Source organism: Dolomitihabitans soli, assembly GCF_022213955.1.
GTDB lineage: Bacteria > Actinomycetota > Actinomycetes > Streptosporangiales > Streptosporangiaceae > Streptosporangium_A > Streptosporangium_A soli.
Window position 1 is genome coordinate 43,271 of the sequence record NZ_JAKNTW010000031.1, and the last position, 16,690, is coordinate 59,960.

The window sequence follows — 16,690 nt, forward strand, 5'->3', positions numbered from 1 at the left end:
TAGCGAAGGACATGAACCGGGCACCAGGCATGGTGGTGTGGCACGCGAAGGAACAACTTCCTACTGTCCTTCATCATGCTGTCCGACCAGGACAAATACCCCATCACTCTGGGCCTGTACACATTCATGGGCAAGGGCGCGGGGGAGGGCGATCTGTACTCGCTGGTCATCGCGGGGTCGGCCGTGGCCGTCATCCCGCTGATCATTCTCGTCCTGGTCCTGCAGCGCTTCTGGCGCGCGGATCTCCTCGCGGGCGGACTCAAAGGGTGACCTGGTCACCGTTGTCTGAAAAGGGATCTGGGCGAGTGCTACTTGGCGAGCGGTGTCACCGCGATCCTGTCGACGATGGGGGCGTACGTCGGTTCCGGAGTTGCGGGCATAGCGCGGGAAAGCGCGGCTGGAGACCTGGACCCGGATGCGGTCAGCTCGCAGGTGCCGCGCACCTCTACCGCAGCGGGCTGCACTATGTTATCCGTTTACATCATGGAAAGACTTCTTTGACCGAAATATCCTGATAGCTGGTTCGTGTCGGGAGGACAGATCCACCATCGTGTGCCGGCCCGATCGCGAGGGCGGCCGGGCGTGATCTGAGTGAAGTGGACGAGGTGGAGATGGCGAACGAGCGCCGGTCCGTCCTGCAACGGGCCCTGCGGATCCTGGACACATGCAGGGGTGCCGAAGGCGGCCTGTGCCTGTCCGAGCTCAGCCGCCGCTCCGGCGTGCCGCTCACCACGACGCATCGGATCGTGGCGGAGCTGCACGAGTGGGGAGCGCTCGAACGCGACGGCTCGGGCGACTACCGGATCGGGCTGTGGCTGTGGGAGGTGGCGGCCCTTGCACCCCGGTCGATGGGCCTGCAACGCATCGCTCTGCCGTTCATGCAGGATCTCTTCGAGACCACGCACCGCGGTGTGCACCTGGCGGTGCGCGAGAAGGACCAGGTCGTCTTCGTCGAGCGCTTCGTCAGCCCGGAGACGGCCAGTGAGCGCCCGCGGGTGGGCGGCCGGTATGCCATGCACGCGACCGCGGTCGGGCTGGTGCTGCTCGCGTACGCACCGCCTGAGCTGCAGGAAGAGGTGATCGGCGGGCCGCTGGTGTCCTATACCTCGCGGACCTATTCCAGCGAGCGCGAGCTGCGGCAGGTGCTCGCCGAGGTCCGCCGATCCGGCTACGCCGTCAGCGACAGGCAGATCAGCACCGTCTACACCTCGGTCGCCGCGCCCATCTTCGGCCCCGGCGACACGGCCGTCGCGGCGCTCTCGCTGATCGTGCCGCACACCGAGTCGCACGGGCCGAGCCTTCCGCACCTGGTCCAGGCCACCGCACGGGGGATCTCGCGTGCCCTGGGAGCGACCCTCAGGCGATCTCGCCCGGAGATGCCTTCCGATATGCGGAAAGGTAGGTAGCGGGTTACGGGGATGTGGCGCGAATCTCAATTCGTCGGCTACGGGGTGTGAAGCTGACCAGACCCAAATCTAGGAGGACAAATCGTGCCTTCCGTCAAATTCACCTCGACCCCCCTAAGTCGTAGGTCCTTCCTCAGGCGTTCCGCCTTCGCCATGGCCGCCGCGACCGCGGGATCCTCGCTGCTGACAGCGTGTGGCTCGGACGCCGCGAGCGGGGGCGACAGCGAGAAAGTCACGTTCCTGAGCTATCTGCCGCTGGAAACCCTCTCGCTCGCCCCCGAACTGCTCGCCGTGGTGGGCGGCCACTTCAAGAAGCACGGGCTCGACGTCACGTTGCAGCCGGTGAAGGGGTCGCCCCAGGCCATGCAGACGCTGCTGTCAGGTGTCGCGCCCATCACCCGCGTGGGCCAAATCGACGTCATGACCGCCATCGCGGAGTCCGGTCAGCCGCTGCTCACCATCGGCGCCCTCAGCCGGGGCTCGTCCCTGCGCTTCGTCTACAGCAAGAAGAATCACCCGCTGGAGAAGCCCGAGGATCTCCTCGGCCAGACGATGGGGGTCCCCTCCGAGGGAGGGACGAGCGACAAGGTGGTCTCGCTCGTGCTGGCCAACGCCGGGCTCGACCCGGCGAAGACCAAGCGCCAGGTCGTCGGGCTCACCCCCGGCACGTTCAACCTGGTGGAACAGGGCCGTCTGGTCGGCTACGTGGTCAGCATCGACACCGCCAACATCCTCACAGCCCAGAACGCCGATGTCGGCCTTTTCAACCCGGGTGAGACCGTCAAGTCGGATGTGCAGGTCTACGTCACGAGCAAGGACGCGTTCAAAAAGGACGCGGGAGTCCTTGAGGCGTTCATGGCGGGAATCCACGACTCGTTGGCCGCGATGGTGGCCGATGAATCGCTGGAGGAGACCATCAAGCAACTGCGTAGCAAGTACTCCTTCGCCACCCTCGACGACGACAAGCTCGCCAAGGCGAGCCTGACCATGCTGCGCAGGACCTGGACCGGCGGAGACTCGAGCAAGCCGTTGCTCGTCACCGACAAGGCGGCATGGGCGGCCGGTTACGGGGAGCTGACCGCGGCGCGGGTCGCCAAGGCGGGCGGCGACCCCGCCTCCTGGTTCGACAACGGCCTGCTGCCCAAGGCGTGAGCCAGATGGATCAAAGGAGTCAGATGTCCGCTCACAGCGCCGAGACGATCGAGCACGCCTCGAACGCCCTGGACGCGCCGGCCAAGCTGGAGTTGTCCGGGGTCGGCAAGGAGTTCCGTACCAAGCGGGCGAGCACCCACGCCCTGTCCGACATCAACCTGACGATCAGGGACGGCGAGTTCGTGTCCCTGATCGGGCGGTCGGGGTGCGGCAAGACCACGTTGCTGCGCACGCTGGCCGGGCTGGTCAGCCCGACCACCGGCGAGATCCTGATCGAGGGCAGGTCGCTCTGGAACGGCTCCAAGGTGGACTCCTCCGTGGTGTCCAAGCTCGGCGTCGTCTTCCAGGAGGCCAACCTGTTCCCCTGGTACACCGTCGCCGACAACATCTCCCTCCCGTTGCGCCTTCGCGGGGACGGCAAGCAGGATCGGCGGGCCCGGGCCGACGAGCTCGCCGAACTCGTCGGTCTCAAGGGCTTCGAGAACTCCTACCCCCGCGAGCTGTCCGGCGGCATGCGCCAGCGGGTCGCGATCGCCAGGGCGCTGAGCATCCGGCCGAAGCTGCTGCTGATGGACGAGCCGTTCGGCGCGCTCGACGCGCTCACCCGGGAACGGATGAACCTCGAGTTGCAGCGCATCGCGCTGGCCACCAAGGCGACCGTCGTCTTCGTCACCCACGACATCACCGAGGCGGTCTTCCTCGGTGACCGGGTGGTCCATCTGACGCCGCGGCCCGGCCGGATCCGCCAGATCAGGTCCATCGGCTTCGAGCGGCCGCGCAGCATCGACGTGCAGACCGAGCCGGAGTTCGGCGCGATCGTCCGCGACCTGCGCCACGCGCTCGACGAGGAGGAGTAGGGCATGTCGAAGGAACGGTCCAAGAAACTGCTTCCCTGGATCAGCACGCCGTTGATCCTTTTGGTCTTCTTCCTCGCCTGGGACCTGTTCGTCCGCGTCTACGAGGTCTCCGAGCTGGTGCTGCCGCCTCCGCTGACGGTCTTCGAGAGCCTCGCGGAGGTCGTCGCCGACCCGGTGACCTGGGACCACGCCCGGGTCACGGCGATCGAGACCATCGGCGGGTTCCTGATCGCCCTGGTGTGCGGCGTCGCGGCGGGAGTCGTCCTCGGCAAGGTGGCCTGGATGGAACGCAGCCTCCGGCCGATGATCGTCGCTTCCCAGGTCGTCCCGAAGGTGGCGCTGATCCCGCTGTTCGTCATCTGGTTCGGCTTCGGGATGACGTCCAAAGTGATCATCTCCGCGATGCTCGCCTTCTTCCCGATCATGCTCAACGTGCAGCTGGGAGTCCGGTCGGTGGAGGCCGGTCAGCGGGAGGTCATGCGGAGCCTCAGCGCCAGCAGGTGGCAGACGTTCACCCATCTGGAGCTGAAGAGCACCATGCCGTACGTCTTCGCCGGGATGGAGGTCGGCATCGTCTTCGCGATCATCGGCACCATCGTCGGCGAGTATCTCGGCGGGAGCGAGGGCCTGGGCTATCTCGTGGTGCGGACGCTCAACGAACTGGACGCGCCCGCGCTGTTCGCGGTGATCATCCTGCTGTCGGTTCTCGGGCTGATGTTGTACTTCGCCGTCCACGGCCTCAAGAGATTCTTCATCCCCTGGCACGAGTCGGTCTACAGCCAGCAGGACGTGAACCGATGACAAGAGATCTGCGCAGCAACCTCCCGGTCGGCAGCCCGCGCTGGGCCACCAGACGCGCGCAGTGGCACGCGCTCGGGCTGACCGACGAGGACCTGACCAAGCCCAAGATCGCGATCGTGAACTCGTCGTCCGAACTCGCTCCGTGCTTCAGCCACCTGGACCCCATCGCCGCCGCGGTGAAGGAGTCGGTCCAGGCCGCGGGCGGCGTGGCGTTCGAGATCCGGACCGTCGCGCCGACGGACTTCATCATGAGCGCGGGCGGCAGCGGCGGCTATGTCCTGTCGAGCCGTGACCTGCTGGCCAACGACATCGAGGCGGTGGTCGAGGGCGCCCAGCTCGACGGCATGGTCTGCCTGGCGTCGTGCGACAAGACGACCCCCGGTCAGATCATGGCCGCGGCCCGCCTCGACGTGCCGACCCTGGTCCTGTCCTGCGGCTACCAGAGCTGCGGGCGGCTCGACACGGGTGAACGGGTCGACATCGAGGAGGTCTTCCTGCAGGCGGGCCATCTGAAGTTCGGCGGAATCACCCTCGAGAGCCTGTGCGACATGAGTTCGCGCGCCATCACAGGGCCCGGCGTCTGCACCGGGATGGGCACCGCGAACTCCATGCACGTCGTCGCCGAGGCGCTCGGCATGACGCTGCCGGGCTCGACCCCGGTGCGAGCGAACAGCGAACCCATGTGGCGGGCCGTCCGGGAGAGCGGCGCGGCGATCGTCGAGGCGGTTCTCGCGGACCGCCGGCCGCGCACGATCCTGTCGCGCGCCGCGTTCGAGAACGCGGTGATGGCGGTGCTCGCGATCAGCGGCTCGATCAACACCGTCAAGCACCTGCAGGCGATAGCCCGCGAGGCGGACACCGACATCGACGTGTACGGGTTGTTCGAAGAGTACGCCGCCACGATCCGGCCGCTGTCGGCCGTACGACCCAACGGCGAGGACACGATCGAGGAGTTCGAGGACGCGGGTGGCGCGCTCGCCGTACTCAAGCAGCTCGGCGACTCCCTGATCGGCGAGGCGCTCACCGTGACCGGGGAGACGATGGCGGCACGAGCGGCACGAGCGGTCGTGACGGACGCACAGGTCATCCGGCCGCTGACGGACCCGCGAGGCGACCACCCGACCGTCGTGGTCATCCGCGGCTCGCTCGCACCGGAGACGGCGATCGTGAAGCTGTCGGTCAGCGAGGTCCGGGCCCCGGCCTTCGAGGGCACCGCCCGCGTCTTCGACGACGCCCCGTCGGCGATCTCCGCCATCGAGAGCGGTGTGGTGCGGCCGGGCGACGTCCTGGTCCTGCGCGGGCTCGGCCCGGTGGGCACACCCGGCATGGGCATGGCCTCCCAGACCGTCTTCGCGCTCAACGGCGCGGGCCTGACGGAACAGGTCGCCGTGGTGACCGACGGACAGCTGTCCGGGCTGGTCAACAAGGGAATCGTCGTCGGCGAGGTCGCGCCGGAGGGGGTGCTGCCCGGCCCGCTCGGCGTGGTCGCGGACGGCGACACGATCTCGATCGACCTGACCGCGCGCCGTGCGGACCTGCTGGTCGAGGAGGCGGAGCTGGAACGGCGCCACGGAGAGCGCGCGCGGCACCAGGTCCCCGGCGGGAAGTCCGGCTGGCTGCCGGTCTACGCGAGGTCGGTCGAGCCGCATCCGCACGGCGCGACGCTCCGCGGCAACGATCTCCCCGCGACCCGCGCCTGACCACGCCGCGCCGAATCCTCCAGGAGAACAGATGCCCCACCCACTCACCGAGCTGAAGATCAACACCGTCACCAAGCCGGACGGCAACCCGGCCGAGGACCTCGCCGCCGACATCTGCGTGGTCGGAGCAGGCATCTCCGGCCTGTCCGCCGCTGTGGAGGCCCGCCGGCTGGGCCGCTCCGTCGTGCTCGTCGACGCCCTGCCCGTCCTCGGCGGGCAGTGCGTGAACTCGCTCATCGGGCTGTTCTGCGGCGTGTACGGCAACGGCCCGGAGTACCGCCGGCTCACGCATGGGATCTTCGACCCGATGTTCGAGGACCTGGGCAGGACGAACGACATCCACTTCAACAAGGGCCACACGATCACCGTCAGCTACGATGAGGTCGCCCTCGGCCGGTGGATCGAGAACCTCGTGCAGTCGCTCGGGATCCAGGTCGTCCTCGGGGCCTCCGTGCTCGACGTCGACGCGAGCGACGGCCAGATCCGGCGCACCACCTTCTCCACGCGGCACGGCCTGGTCCGGGTGCGCGCGACCGGTTTCGTCGACGCCAGTGGCGACGCCTCCCTGACGTGGGAGGCCGGCATGCCGTGCCGGGTCCCGGAGCGCACGGTCTGGGGTTCGCAGCAGATCCGCCTGGAGAACCTGCGTGAGGAGTTCAAGCCTGAGCCCGCCGAGCTGGTCGCCAGGGTCGAGGAGAAGGCGGAGCGGTACGGGCTCGTACGCCGTGACGGCCTCGCGTTCTTCTTCCCCGGCCGGAACACGGCGGTGATGAACATGACGCACGTCGAGGCGCCCCTCGAAGCGGTCCGGGCGGCCGCGGCGCAGCTCGAAGGGCGGGCGCAGGCCGACCGCGTCGTGGAGTTCCTGCGCGTGGAGTTCCCCAAGGCGTTCGGCGAGGCGAAGGTCCGCAGCTACGGCTTCCCCGGTCGCCGGCAGACCCGCTGGATCGCCGCCCTCCACCAGTTGAGCGTGGAGGAGGTCAGGTCCGGTGTCCGGTTCGAGGACGCGGTCGCCCGTACGGCGTGGCCCATCGAGCTGCACGACCGGGTGGAGGGATACGTGTGGGAGATGTACGACTCCGACCACGTGCACTATGTCCCGCTGCGCAGCCTGATACCGATCGGTGCGCACAACCTCGTCGCGGCCGGCCGCTGCGTCGACGGCGACGCCGCCGCCCTGTCCAGCGTCCGGGTGATGGGGCCCTGCGCCGCCATGGGAGTCGGCGCGGCGAACGCGCTCGACCTCGCGGGCGAGGGCAGCGTCCAGGAGATCGACCGGGCCGAGCTGCGCCGCCGCGTCCACGACAACGTCGACAGCTAGGTCGACAGCTAGGAGGCACCGTGAAATTGGCGGATGACGAGAAGGCGATGCGGGACGGCGCGGAGGGGCCGGCGGTCGCCGCCGCGATGGACCTCCTGGTCCGTTACGGCGAGGCGCTCGGGGCCGAGCGTCTCTGCGACACCCGCAACGTCGCCGGGACCATGACCCAGCCGTCGCCGGTGAAGGCCAAGCTGGTCAGCGAGGGCGGCTGGAACAAGTCCTTCTCGGTGATCAACCTCGACAGCGACGACGACTTCGAGATCCCGCACATGCGGGTGCCCACCTGCCAGCTGCAGCACGGGTTCAGCGACGACGCGCTCGGGATCGCGCCCTACCCGCAGAGCATGGTCGAGCTCCAGGGAGACGCCGAGTCGTTCTACGGCGCGCACGGCGTCAACATCCTCGCCACCTGCACGCCGTACCAGGTGGGAAACCTTCCGGTGCGGGGCGAGCACTGCGCCTGGATGGAGTCCTCCGCGGTGGTCTACTGCAACTCCGTGCTCGGCGCCCGTACCAACTGCGAGGGCACCGCCTCGACGGGGGCGGCGAGCCTGACGGGGAAGATCCCCTATTGGGGGAACCATCTGGCGGGGAACCGCTACGGCACCCACCTGATCGAATCGGCCGTGCCGGTGGAGGGGTTCCTCGACTGGGGGATGTTCGGCTATTTCGTGGGTGACATCGTGCAGGAGAACCGTCCGGTGGTGACCGGTGACCTGCGGCAGCCCGACATGACCGACCTCAAGCACTTCGGGGCGGCGACGGCGTCATCCGGAGGCGTGGAGATTTACCACATTCCCGGCATCACACCCGAGGCGCCGACGGTCGAGGCCGCGTTCGGCGGGCGACGGACACCGGACAAAATCGTGTACGGCGAGCGCGAGCGGCGAGCGGTCTACGAGACGCTGAACAACCAGGGCGAGTCCACCGACGTCGACTTCATCCTCCTCGGGTGCCCGCACGCCTCGCTCGACCAGATCGCCAGGGCGGCTCAGGCTCTCGAAGGCAGGAAGCTCAACCCGGGCACCGAGTTGTGGCTCATGACCCCGCGCGCGCTGCGGAGCGTCGCGGACCGCAACGGCTACACCGAGATCATCCGCAAGGCCGGAGGACGGATCCTGACCGACTCGTGCCCGGCGATGTCGAAGTCCGCACCCGAGGGCACCCGCGTCTTCGCCACCGACTCGGCGAAACAGGCGCACTATCTCCCTGCGATCCTGGGCATCGAGGCCTGGTTCGGGACCCTGGAAGACTGCATCGACGCGGCCGTCACCGGAACCTGGCGAGGAGAACTGCGATGACCATCACGATCGAGGGCCGTGGCATCGTGCCCGGCTACGCCGAGGGGGAGGCGCTGGTCTCCCGCGAGACCATCTCGGGCTGGGGCGGCATCGACCCCGCGACCGGGACCGTCATCGAGCGCAGGCACGAGCTGTTCGGAGTCTGCTTCACCGGGAAGGTGCTCGTCTTCCCCGGCGCCAAGGGCTCCTCGGGGTGGTCGGGTTTCTTCCAGAGCACCCGTCTGCTCGGCACCGCGCCGCTCGCGATGGTCTTCACCACGCTGTCCACGAAGTCCGCGCTGGGCGCGGTGGTCACCCGGGTCCCGACCGTCTCCGAGTTCGACGGGGATCCGGTGGAGATCATCCGGACCGGCGACTGGGTCACCGTCGACGCCGACCGGGGCATCGTCACCGTGCACCCCGATCGACGGGGCTAGTGGGTCTACCAGGGCTCAGCGGGTCGCGCGAAAGGGATCCAGGCCGGCCGGCCGCAGACGATGGTGGCGGGGACCGAACGGCCTCGGCTGCGGCGGGCTCACAGGTCGAGGACCAGCCGGCTGCCCCGGCAGCGTGAGACGCAGATCAGCATGCTCTCGTTCGCGGCCCGCTCCTCCTCGGTGAGGATCGAGTCGCGATGGTCCGCCTCGCCGTCGAGGATGTCGGTCTCGCAGGTGCCGCAGGTGCCCTCGGTGCAGGAGTACAGCACCTGCACGCCGGCGTCCTGGACGGTCTGCAGGATGGTGCGGCCCGCGGGCACGGTCAGCGTCAGTCCGGAGCGTCGCAGGACCAGCTCGAAGGAGTCCGCGACCGCGTCGGGGCCGGGCTCCCTGGGCTTGAACCGCTCCACGTGCAGCGCGCCGGACGGCCACGTGCGGCACCGCTCCTCGACGGCGTTCAGCAGCGGCTCCGGGCCGCAGCAGTAGACCAGGGTGCCGGGGGCCGGCTCGGCCAGGAACGACGCGAGGTCCAGCAGGCCGTGTTCGTCCTCTGGCGAGATACGCACCCGGTCGCCTCGGGCGGCCAGCCGGTCCGCGAACGCCATCGAGCTCCGGGTGCGCCCGCCGTACAGGAGCGTCCAGTCGGCGCCGGCGGCCTGCGCGGCGGCGGTCATCGGGAGTATCGGCGTGATCCCGATGCCGCCCGCGATGAACAGGTAGCGGGGGGCGGTGCGTAGCGCGAAGTGGTTGCGCGGGCCCCGGACCAGGACGGGCGTGCCCTCGGTGAGGTTTTCGTGGACGTATGCGGAGCCGCCTCGCCCGGCGGGCTCGCGGAGCACGGCGACCTGCCAGGCGGCGAGGTCCGCCGGGTCGCCGCACAGGGAGTACTGGCGAGTCGGCCCGCCGTCCATGACGAGGTCGATGTGGGCGCCGGGCTCCCAGCGGGGCAGGGGCTCGCCCGCCGGGTGACGCAGGGTCAGGGAAACCACGTCCGCGGCCTCCCGGGTCCGGCGGCTGACGACCAGCTTGCTCTCGTACTCGGTCATCGAGGCTCCGCTCCGTGGCCCACCGGGTGGGCGAGCATCCACTCCCACATCTCGACCGGGTCCTGTCCCGACCGCTCCGCGCCGCAGTGGCACAGGCCGTGCAGGGTGTCGGTGCCGGGGACCCAGTCGATCCGGTAGACCTCGGTGGTGGGCGGGCCGCTCATCGCGCCGGGGCCGGTACGGGAACGGACGGTCCCGCTCCCTCGGCGGCGAGCCTGGCCAGGATCCGGCGGGCGGCGAGGCCACCGGTGTCGATGTTGATGCTGAGCTCCTGGTAGCCCTCCGGCTCGGTGTCCAGGGCCTTCTGCAGCAGGTTGAGCGCGTCCACGTCCTGCATGACGACGGTCCGGTTGAAATCGTGCAGGAAGGTGGTGACCTCCTCGTCGTCCTGCGCGAAGTCACGGGAGACACACCAGAAGTCGTACACGTGACCGTCGGTGGACGGGGTGATGGCGTAGGTGATCTCGACGTGGAAGGCGTGGCTGTCGTCGCCGTCGGGGCCGGGGAGCACGCCGACCGGGGCGATCCGGCTGTGCAGCAGGTAAAGGCACGGGGCGTGATACTCGATGTCCTGCCAGCGGGTGATGCGGCCCTCGATGCCGGTGGAGCGGGCGTAGAACGGCGGACACTCCGCGTCGTCCATGTGCCTGCTGACCCGCACGATCCCGGCGCCCTCGTCGACCTCGGTGGTCGTCGGCGTCTCCGCGACCTCGGGGGTGCCGATGTAGCCGCCGTGCAGATAGGTCTCGTGCGAGAGGTCCATCAGGTTGTCCACGAGCAGGCCGTAGCCGGCGTCGATCGGCTCCATGCCGCCGACGGTGGTCCACCCCGGGTCGGCCAGGTGCTTCGCGCGGGGGACGGCCCCCGGGTCGGCGAGCGCGGGGTCGCCGATCCACACCCACACGAAGGAGTCCTGCTCCACGACGGGGTAGGAGTTCACCCGCGCGGTCCGCGGGATACGTTTCTGGCCGGGCACGTACACGCAGGTGCCGGTCGTGTCGTAGGTGAAGCCGTGGTAGCCGCAGACCACCCTGTCGCCGTCGAGGCGGCCGGCGGTCAGCGGGAAGCGCCGGTGCACGCACCGGTCGGCGAGTGCGACGACCGTGCCGGTCTCCTCGGACCGGTAGAAGGCGACCGGCTCGTTGAGGATCGTGCGTCCCAGCAGGTCACGGCCGACCTCGCGGCCGTAGGCGGCGACGTACCACTGGTTCCTGGCGAAGGCTGTCATGACGCTCCCGTCCGTTCTCAACGGTTTGGCAGAGGACCAGCATCGGGACGGGCGCCGCACCGCGGCAACACGTCTTCCATGTGGCGGAAGGCTCCGTTACGACGGGACGGAGGGTGAGGTGCGGCCGGGCTGCCAGCCCAGCGTGCGCGAGATACCACGCGCCGCGACCTGTACGGCGGGCACCAGAGCCCCCGCGCGCGTGCCCTTGACCGGCACCACGACGGACACCGCGGCGATCACGTCACCGCGCGGCCCTCGTACGGGCGCGGCAACGGATACGGCGTCGTCGGTGATCTGACGATCGCTCACCGCGCAGCCGGCCCGCCGTACCTCCGCGAGCATCCGGCGCAGCCGGGCCGGGTCGGTCACGGTGTACGGCGTGAACGCGGTGAGCGGGCGCTCGTAGACCTGCTCCTGCAGCTCTGTGCCGCCGTGGGCGAGCAGCACCAGCCCGACGCCGGTCGCGTGCAGCGGCCACCGGGCGCCTACCCGGCTGCGCACGCCGACGGCCGAGCGCGCTGAGATCCGCTCGATGTAGATGACCTCGAACCCGTCACGAACCGCGAGGTGGACGTTCTCGTGCGTGGTTTCGTAGAGGTCCTCCAGGAACGGCATCGCCGTCTGCCTGAGACCCATCCCGCGCGGGGCGAGCGCGGCGACCTCCCACAGCCGCAGCCCGATGTGGTAGTCGCCGGCCTCGTCGCGCTCCAGCGCGCCCCACCGGGTGAGAGCGCCGACGAGCCGGTGAGTGGTGGCGAGCGGCAGGTCGGCCCGCCGGCCGATCTCGGTCAGGGACAGCGCGGGGTGATGCAGGTCGAACGCGGCCAGTACGTCCAGCAGCCGGTCGGCGGCGGAACGGGGCGGGGTGGCCGGGGGCATGCTTCAGCTCCGGTCTCGTTCCGCGACCCGCTGCAGCAGGGCGTGCAGAGCCGCGCGGTCCTCGGCGTCCAACGGGCCGAGGAGGTCGTCGGTGACGCGGTTGCCGGCCTTGTCCGTGTCACGCAGCGCGTCCTTGCCGCGTTCGGTCAGCACCACGATGCGGCTGCGCCGGTCACCCGGGGACGGCCGGCGTTCGACCAGTTCGAGCCGCTGCAGGTCATCGACCAGGCTCACGATGGCGCTCGGGTCGTAGCCCAGACGGTCGCTCAACTCCCGCTGCGGCGCGCCCGCCACGCTCGACAGGTAGCGGAGCAGGGCGTAGTGCCGCAACCGCAGACCGGACTCCTCCAGGATCGCGTTGAACAGCCGCCCGGATTGCAGGCCCAAGCGGTAGAGCAGATAGCCGGTGTCGGCGTTCAAGGCCCGCATCCAGGGCGGGTCCGTCTCTTTCTCAGCGATCTCGAGCTCCCGGTTAACGGCCCTGAGGGCCCGCTGCGTATCGCCCCAGCATGGAGCATATTGAGGCTGTAAACAACTATTGACGACAACAATGATTGGCCTTAGCTTCTATTTCGCGAGCAGCCCCCGGGATCAGTGGATCCCCGCGGCTCCCTCCTCCCCCTCCCCGATGAAGGGACAAGAACCAGTGCCGAACGTCCCCACCGACCTGACCGGCAAGGTCGCCGTCGTCACCGGCAGCGGTCGCGGCCTTGGCTTGGCCTACGCCACAGCCCTGGCCAGGTCCGGCGCCCGCGTGGTCGTCAACGACGTCGATGAGGTGGTCGCCGAGCAGGCCGTACGGTCGATCACGGCGGCGGGCGGACAGGCGGTCGCCGAGGCGGTCGTCGTGGGCACCGCCGAGGCCGCCGACCGGCTCGTCGCCCGCGCGGTGGACAGCTTCGGGCGCCTGGACGTGATGGTCACCAACGCCGGCATCCTGCGCGACAGGGTGCTGTGGAAGATGACCGATGAGGAGTTCGACGCCGTCATCGATGTCCACCTGAGGGGCACCTTCACGTGCGCCCGCGCCGCCGCCGTCCGGATGCGCGAGCAGGGCGAGGGCGGCACCCTCGTGCTCGTGGGCTCGCCCGCCGGTCAGCGCGGCAACTTCGGGCAGACCAACTACGCGGCCGCCAAGGCCGGCATCGCCGCCATGGCGCGCACCTGGTCCATGGAACTCGGGAGGTCGGGCATCACCGTGAACGCCATCGTGCCGGTCGCCGCCACGGCCATGACGGAGACCATCCCCGCCTTCGCGCCGTACGTCGAGGCGATGCACCGCGGTGAACCGTTGCCCGCCTTCCTGCGCAAGGGTGAGGGCTTCGGCACTCCCGAGGACTGCGCGGCACTCGTGCCCTTCCTCGCCTCCGAGGCCGCCCGGGGCATCACCGGCCAGTGCGTCGGCATCGGCGGTGACAGGCTCACCCTGTGGTCGCATCCGCAGGAGATCTCGGTGGCGTACGCCGACGGCGGCTGGACGCCGGAGACCATCGCAGCCGCCTGGCACACCTCGGTCGGCAGCGAACCGGCGACCGTCGGCATCCCCGCGCCGCAGATTCCGCAGGCCTGAACCCGTGACCGCGATGAACGTGGACGAACTGGTCGCGATCGATGTTCACACCCACGCCGAGGTGTCCGCGACGGGCGACGCGTCGCTCGCCGCGGACCTGCTCGACGCCTCCAACGCCTACTTCAAGGTCCAGGGTGAGCGGAAGCCCACCCTGGAGGAGACGGCCGCCTACTACCGCGCGCGGAAGATGGCCGCGGTGATCTTCCCCGTGGACGCCGAGCACGCCACCGGCACCCCGCCCGTCCCCAACGAGGAGGTCGCCGCGGCGGCCGCCGCCCATTCCGACGTGCTGATCCCCTTCGCCAGCATCGACCCCTTCCGCGGCCGCGCGGGGGTGAGGCAGGCGCGCCGCCTGGTCGAGGAGCACGGGGTGAGGGGCTTCAAGTTCCATCCCAGCATCCAGGGCTTCTTCCCGAACGACCGGATCGCCTACGAGCTGTATGCGGTGATCGAGGAGGCCGGCGCCATCGCGCTGTTCCACACCGGTCAGACCGGGATCGGGGCGGGGGTGCCCGGCGGCGGCGGGATCCGGCTGAAGTACTCCAACCCGCTGCACGTCGATGACGTCGCCGCCGACTTCCCGCACCTGAAGATCATCCTGGCACACCCCTCTTTTCCCTGGCAGGATGAGGCGCTGGCGGTGGCCACCCACAAGCCGGGTGTCCACATCGACCTGTCCGGCTGGTCGCCGAAGTACTTTCCGCCGCAACTGGTGCAGTACGCCAACACCCTGCTGAAGGACAAGGTCCTCTTCGGCTCCGACTACCCCGTCCTGACCCCCGACCGGTGGCTCGCCGACTTCGCGAAGCTGCCGATCAAGGACGAGGTGCGGCCGAAGATCCTCAAGGAGAACGCCGCCCGGCTCTTGGGGCTCACCACATCCGGCTCGTGAAGGGCAACCGATGCGCAACGAGGGACTGGGGTCGTGGCCCGCACGCCGAGCCCGCAAGACCCCGCACCGTACCGCCTTGCTCCACCACGGCACAGAGACCACCTACGCCGCGCTGCACGAGCGCACCACCCGGCTCGCCCACGTCCTGCGTGCGGCGAACATCCGGCGCGGCGACCGGGTCGCCTATCTCGGCGCGAACCACCCGTCCTACCTGGAGACCCTGTTCGCCGCGATGGCACTCGGCGCGATCTTCGTCCCGCTGAACACCCGGCTCGCCGGACCCGAGATCGCCTACCAGCTCAAGGACTCGGGCCCCAAGGCACTGATCCACGCACCCTCGCACTCCGCCATGGTCGAGGGAGTGCGCGGCGAGACGGACGTGCCGACCCACATCGTCGTCGGCCCTGACTACGAGAACATGCTCGCCGCCGCCTCCGCCGAGCCGATCGACGAGCCGATCGGGCTCGACGACATCTGCATCATCATGTACACCTCCGGCACGACAGGGCGTCCCAAAGGGGCGATGCTCACCCACGGCAACCTCACCTGGAACGCCGTGAACGTGATGATCGACCACGACCTGATCGCCGACGACGTCGCTCTGGTCTCCGCCCCCCTCTTCCACACCGCCGGGCTGAACATGCTGACCCTGCCGGTGCTGCTCAAAGGCGGCAGCTGTGTCCTGGTCGAGGCGTTCGACCCCGGCGGCACCTTCGACCTGGTCCAAGAGCACCGGGTCACGTTCATGTTCGGGGTGCCGGCGATGTTCGAGCAGGTGGCCCGCCACCCGCGCTGGGCGGGCGCCGACCTGTCCTCGCTGCGCATCCTCACCTGCGGCGGCGCGCCCGTGCCACCGTCTCTCATCGCGACCTACCAGTCGCGAGGGCTGACCTTCCTGCAGGGGTACGGCATGACCGAGGCGTCGCCGGGCGTTCTGTTCCTCGACGCCGAGCACGCCGTCGGAAAGGCGGGATCGGCGGGAGTGCCGCACTTCTTCAGCGACGTGCGGGTCGCCCTGCCCGACCTCAGCCCGGCCGGGGTGGGGGAGACCGGCGAGGTGCTGGTGCGCGGCCCGCATGTGATGCCCGGGTACTGGGGGCTGCCGGAGGAGAGCGCCGCGGCGTTCGCCGACGGCTGGTTCCGCAGCGGAGACGCCGCCCGCATCGACGAGGACGGTTACGTGACCGTCGTCGACCGGCTCAAAGACATGATCATCTCAGGTGGGGAGAACATCTACCCGGCCGAGGTGGAGAACGCCCTGCTCGCCCACCCCGACATCGTGGAGTGCGCCGTCATCGGCGTGCCCGACGAGAGATGGGGGGAGGTCGGCCACGCGGTGGTGGTGGTCCGCGAGGGCGCCTCGCCCGACCTCGACGACGTGCTGTCCTCGCTCGCGGGGCGCCTCGCCAAGTACAAGATCCCGAAGTCCGTCGTGGCGGCGGACCGCCTGCCCCGGACGGCCTCGGGCAAGCTCCTCAAGACCCAGGTGCGCAGTCTGTACGGCACCCCCTGACACCTCTCGGAATAGGAGACACCCCCATATGGGTATCACCGTCAACGGTCTTGCCGAGCTCGGCAAGCTGGCCGGTGCCGACCTCGGCACCAGTGACTGGATCGACGTCACCCAGGAACGCGTCAACACCTTCGCCGACGCCACCGGTGACCACCAGTGGATCCACGTGGACGTGGCGAAGGCCAAGGAAGGGCCGTTCGGTGTGCCCATCGCGCACGGGTATCTGACGCTCGCCCTGTTCATCCCGCTGTTCACCGAACTGCTGGAAGTCGAGGGCGTCACCACCAAGGTCAACTACGGTCTGAACAAGGTGCGTTTCCCCGCCCCGGTGCCGGTGGGTTCCCGGATCCGGCTGGCCGCAAGGCTCGCCGCCGTCGACGAGGTGCCTGGAGGCGCGCAGATCACGGTCGACGGCACGATCGAGATCGAGGGCGGCGCCAAGCCCGCCGCCGTCCTGCAGAGCGTGTCGCGCTTCTACGCGTGAAACCGCCCGTCTGGAGCCTTCCTGCCTGCGCCAGGGCTGCCGCCTGCCGATCCCCCTGAAACCGCGCTGATCTGCTGCCGGATATCCAGTCGAAAGCGCCGTTCGTCGCATGGAACGATGTGCG

The 16,690-nt window shown here is 69.4% G+C and carries 18 protein-coding genes; 13 read left to right on the forward strand and 5 right to left on the reverse strand.

From position 1 onward, the window contains the following. Positions 1–75 precede the first annotated feature (75 nt). The 9 genes from MBA17_RS39185 to MBA17_RS39225 all read left to right on the forward strand — a co-directional run bounded on the left by MBA17_RS39185 (position 76) and on the right by MBA17_RS39225 (position 8,954). On the forward strand, positions 76–270 hold the full coding sequence (locus MBA17_RS39185; protein ID WP_238502768.1) for an ABC transporter permease family protein: 195 nt from the start codon (positions 76–78) through the stop codon (positions 268–270). Positions 271–596: 326 nt separating this feature from the next. Further along, positions 597–1,406, forward strand: coding sequence for an IclR family transcriptional regulator (locus tag MBA17_RS39190; protein ID WP_238502769.1), 810 nt, complete (start codon positions 597–599; stop codon positions 1,404–1,406). An 84-nt stretch (positions 1,407–1,490) separates the two neighbouring features. Then, positions 1,491–2,558, forward strand: coding sequence for an ABC transporter substrate-binding protein (locus MBA17_RS39195; RefSeq protein WP_238502770.1), 1,068 nt, complete (start codon positions 1,491–1,493; stop codon positions 2,556–2,558). 23 nt (positions 2,559–2,581) lie between these two features. Next, complete coding sequence (locus MBA17_RS39200) at positions 2,582–3,415, forward strand: ABC transporter ATP-binding protein (RefSeq protein ID WP_238502771.1); 834 nt, start codon at positions 2,582–2,584, stop codon at positions 3,413–3,415. A 3-nt stretch (positions 3,416–3,418) separates the two neighbouring features. Beyond that, positions 3,419–4,216, forward strand: coding sequence for an ABC transporter permease (locus MBA17_RS39205; RefSeq protein WP_238502772.1), 798 nt, complete (start codon positions 3,419–3,421; stop codon positions 4,214–4,216). After that, complete coding sequence (locus MBA17_RS39210; protein WP_238502773.1) at positions 4,213–5,916, forward strand: dihydroxy-acid dehydratase domain-containing protein; 1,704 nt, start codon at positions 4,213–4,215, stop codon at positions 5,914–5,916. The genes MBA17_RS39205 and MBA17_RS39210 overlap by 4 nt, the downstream gene beginning before the upstream one ends. Positions 5,917–5,947: 31 nt before the next feature. Beyond that, positions 5,948–7,237 carry an FAD-dependent oxidoreductase gene (locus tag MBA17_RS39215; protein WP_238502774.1) on the forward strand — a complete coding sequence of 430 codons (1,290 nt, stop codon included), beginning with the start codon at positions 5,948–5,950 and terminating at the stop codon, positions 7,235–7,237. 20 nt (positions 7,238–7,257) lie between these two features. Continuing rightward, positions 7,258–8,538, forward strand: coding sequence for an aconitase X (locus MBA17_RS39220; protein ID WP_238502775.1), 1,281 nt, complete (start codon positions 7,258–7,260; stop codon positions 8,536–8,538). Continuing rightward, positions 8,535–8,954 (forward strand): aconitase X swivel domain-containing protein, encoded by a 420-nt coding sequence (locus MBA17_RS39225; RefSeq protein WP_238502776.1) that lies wholly within the window; start codon positions 8,535–8,537, stop codon positions 8,952–8,954. The genes MBA17_RS39220 and MBA17_RS39225 overlap by 4 nt, the downstream gene beginning before the upstream one ends. 98 nt (positions 8,955–9,052) lie before the next feature. Here MBA17_RS39225 and MBA17_RS39230 read toward each other — a convergent pair whose 3' ends face one another. The 5 genes from MBA17_RS39230 to MBA17_RS39250 form a co-directional block, all read right to left on the reverse strand. After that, on the reverse strand, positions 9,053–10,000 hold the full coding sequence (locus MBA17_RS39230) for a PDR/VanB family oxidoreductase (protein ID WP_238502777.1): 948 nt from the start codon (positions 9,998–10,000) through the stop codon (positions 9,053–9,055). After that, the gene (locus tag MBA17_RS39235) at positions 9,997–10,164 is read right to left on the reverse strand and encodes a hypothetical protein (RefSeq protein WP_238502778.1); all 168 of its coding nucleotides are present in this window, start codon (positions 10,162–10,164) and stop codon (positions 9,997–9,999) included. The genes MBA17_RS39230 and MBA17_RS39235 overlap by 4 nt, the downstream gene beginning before the upstream one ends. Then, positions 10,161–11,228, reverse strand: a complete 1,068-nt coding sequence (locus tag MBA17_RS39240) for a Rieske 2Fe-2S domain-containing protein (protein WP_238502779.1) — start codon at positions 11,226–11,228, stop codon at positions 10,161–10,163. The genes MBA17_RS39235 and MBA17_RS39240 overlap by 4 nt, the downstream gene beginning before the upstream one ends. Before the next feature lie 96 nt (positions 11,229–11,324). Beyond that, the gene (locus MBA17_RS39245) at positions 11,325–12,107 is read right to left on the reverse strand and encodes an IclR family transcriptional regulator (protein WP_238502780.1); all 783 of its coding nucleotides are present in this window, start codon (positions 12,105–12,107) and stop codon (positions 11,325–11,327) included. Positions 12,108–12,110: 3 nt separating this feature from the next. Continuing rightward, positions 12,111–12,527 carry a MarR family winged helix-turn-helix transcriptional regulator gene (locus tag MBA17_RS39250; protein WP_238502781.1) on the reverse strand — a complete coding sequence of 139 codons (417 nt, stop codon included), beginning with the start codon at positions 12,525–12,527 and terminating at the stop codon, positions 12,111–12,113. 226 nt (positions 12,528–12,753) lie between these two features. Here MBA17_RS39250 and MBA17_RS39255 point away from each other — a divergent pair, with 226 nt between their 5' ends. From MBA17_RS39255 to MBA17_RS39270, 4 genes are read left to right on the forward strand one after another with little or no spacing between them, the layout of a single operon-like run. Continuing rightward, positions 12,754–13,677 carry an SDR family NAD(P)-dependent oxidoreductase gene (locus MBA17_RS39255; RefSeq protein WP_455432940.1) on the forward strand — a complete coding sequence of 308 codons (924 nt, stop codon included), beginning with the start codon at positions 12,754–12,756 and terminating at the stop codon, positions 13,675–13,677. 13 nt (positions 13,678–13,690) lie between these two features. Continuing rightward, positions 13,691–14,569, forward strand: a complete 879-nt coding sequence (locus MBA17_RS39260; RefSeq protein WP_238502878.1) for an amidohydrolase family protein — start codon at positions 13,691–13,693, stop codon at positions 14,567–14,569. Positions 14,570–14,579: 10 nt separating this feature from the next. Next, a complete protein-coding gene (locus tag MBA17_RS39265; RefSeq protein WP_238502782.1) occupies positions 14,580–16,082 on the forward strand; it encodes an acyl-CoA synthetase in 1,503 nt (500 codons plus the stop codon). Between the two features lie 28 nt (positions 16,083–16,110). Then, positions 16,111–16,566 carry a MaoC family dehydratase gene (locus MBA17_RS39270; RefSeq protein ID WP_238502783.1) on the forward strand — a complete coding sequence of 152 codons (456 nt, stop codon included), beginning with the start codon at positions 16,111–16,113 and terminating at the stop codon, positions 16,564–16,566. Positions 16,567–16,690 lie beyond the last annotated feature (124 nt).

Coding starts and splice junctions, on each gene's coding strand:
- MBA17_RS39215 (WP_238502774.1), top strand. CDS start 5,948: ATGCCCCACCCACTCACCGAGCTGAAGATCAACACCGTCACCAAGCCG.
- MBA17_RS39265 (WP_238502782.1), top strand. CDS start 14,580: ATGCGCAACGAGGGACTGGGGTCGTGGCCCGCACGCCGAGCCCGCAAG.
- MBA17_RS39240 (WP_238502779.1), bottom strand. CDS start 11,228: ATGACAGCCTTCGCCAGGAACCAGTGGTACGTCGCCGCCTACGGCCGC.
- MBA17_RS39205 (WP_238502772.1), top strand. CDS start 3,419: ATGTCGAAGGAACGGTCCAAGAAACTGCTTCCCTGGATCAGCACGCCG.
- MBA17_RS39200 (WP_238502771.1), top strand. CDS start 2,582: ATGTCCGCTCACAGCGCCGAGACGATCGAGCACGCCTCGAACGCCCTG.
- MBA17_RS39260 (WP_238502878.1), top strand. CDS start 13,691: ATGAACGTGGACGAACTGGTCGCGATCGATGTTCACACCCACGCCGAG.
- MBA17_RS39225 (WP_238502776.1), top strand. CDS start 8,535: ATGACCATCACGATCGAGGGCCGTGGCATCGTGCCCGGCTACGCCGAG.
- MBA17_RS39210 (WP_238502773.1), top strand. CDS start 4,213: ATGACAAGAGATCTGCGCAGCAACCTCCCGGTCGGCAGCCCGCGCTGG.
- MBA17_RS39270 (WP_238502783.1), top strand. CDS start 16,111: ATGGGTATCACCGTCAACGGTCTTGCCGAGCTCGGCAAGCTGGCCGGT.
- MBA17_RS39185 (WP_238502768.1), top strand. CDS start 76: ATGCTGTCCGACCAGGACAAATACCCCATCACTCTGGGCCTGTACACA.
- MBA17_RS39230 (WP_238502777.1), bottom strand. CDS start 10,000: ATGACCGAGTACGAGAGCAAGCTGGTCGTCAGCCGCCGGACCCGGGAG.
- MBA17_RS39235 (WP_238502778.1), bottom strand. CDS start 10,164: ATGAGCGGCCCGCCCACCACCGAGGTCTACCGGATCGACTGGGTCCCC.
- MBA17_RS39245 (WP_238502780.1), bottom strand. CDS start 12,107: ATGCCCCCGGCCACCCCGCCCCGTTCCGCCGCCGACCGGCTGCTGGAC.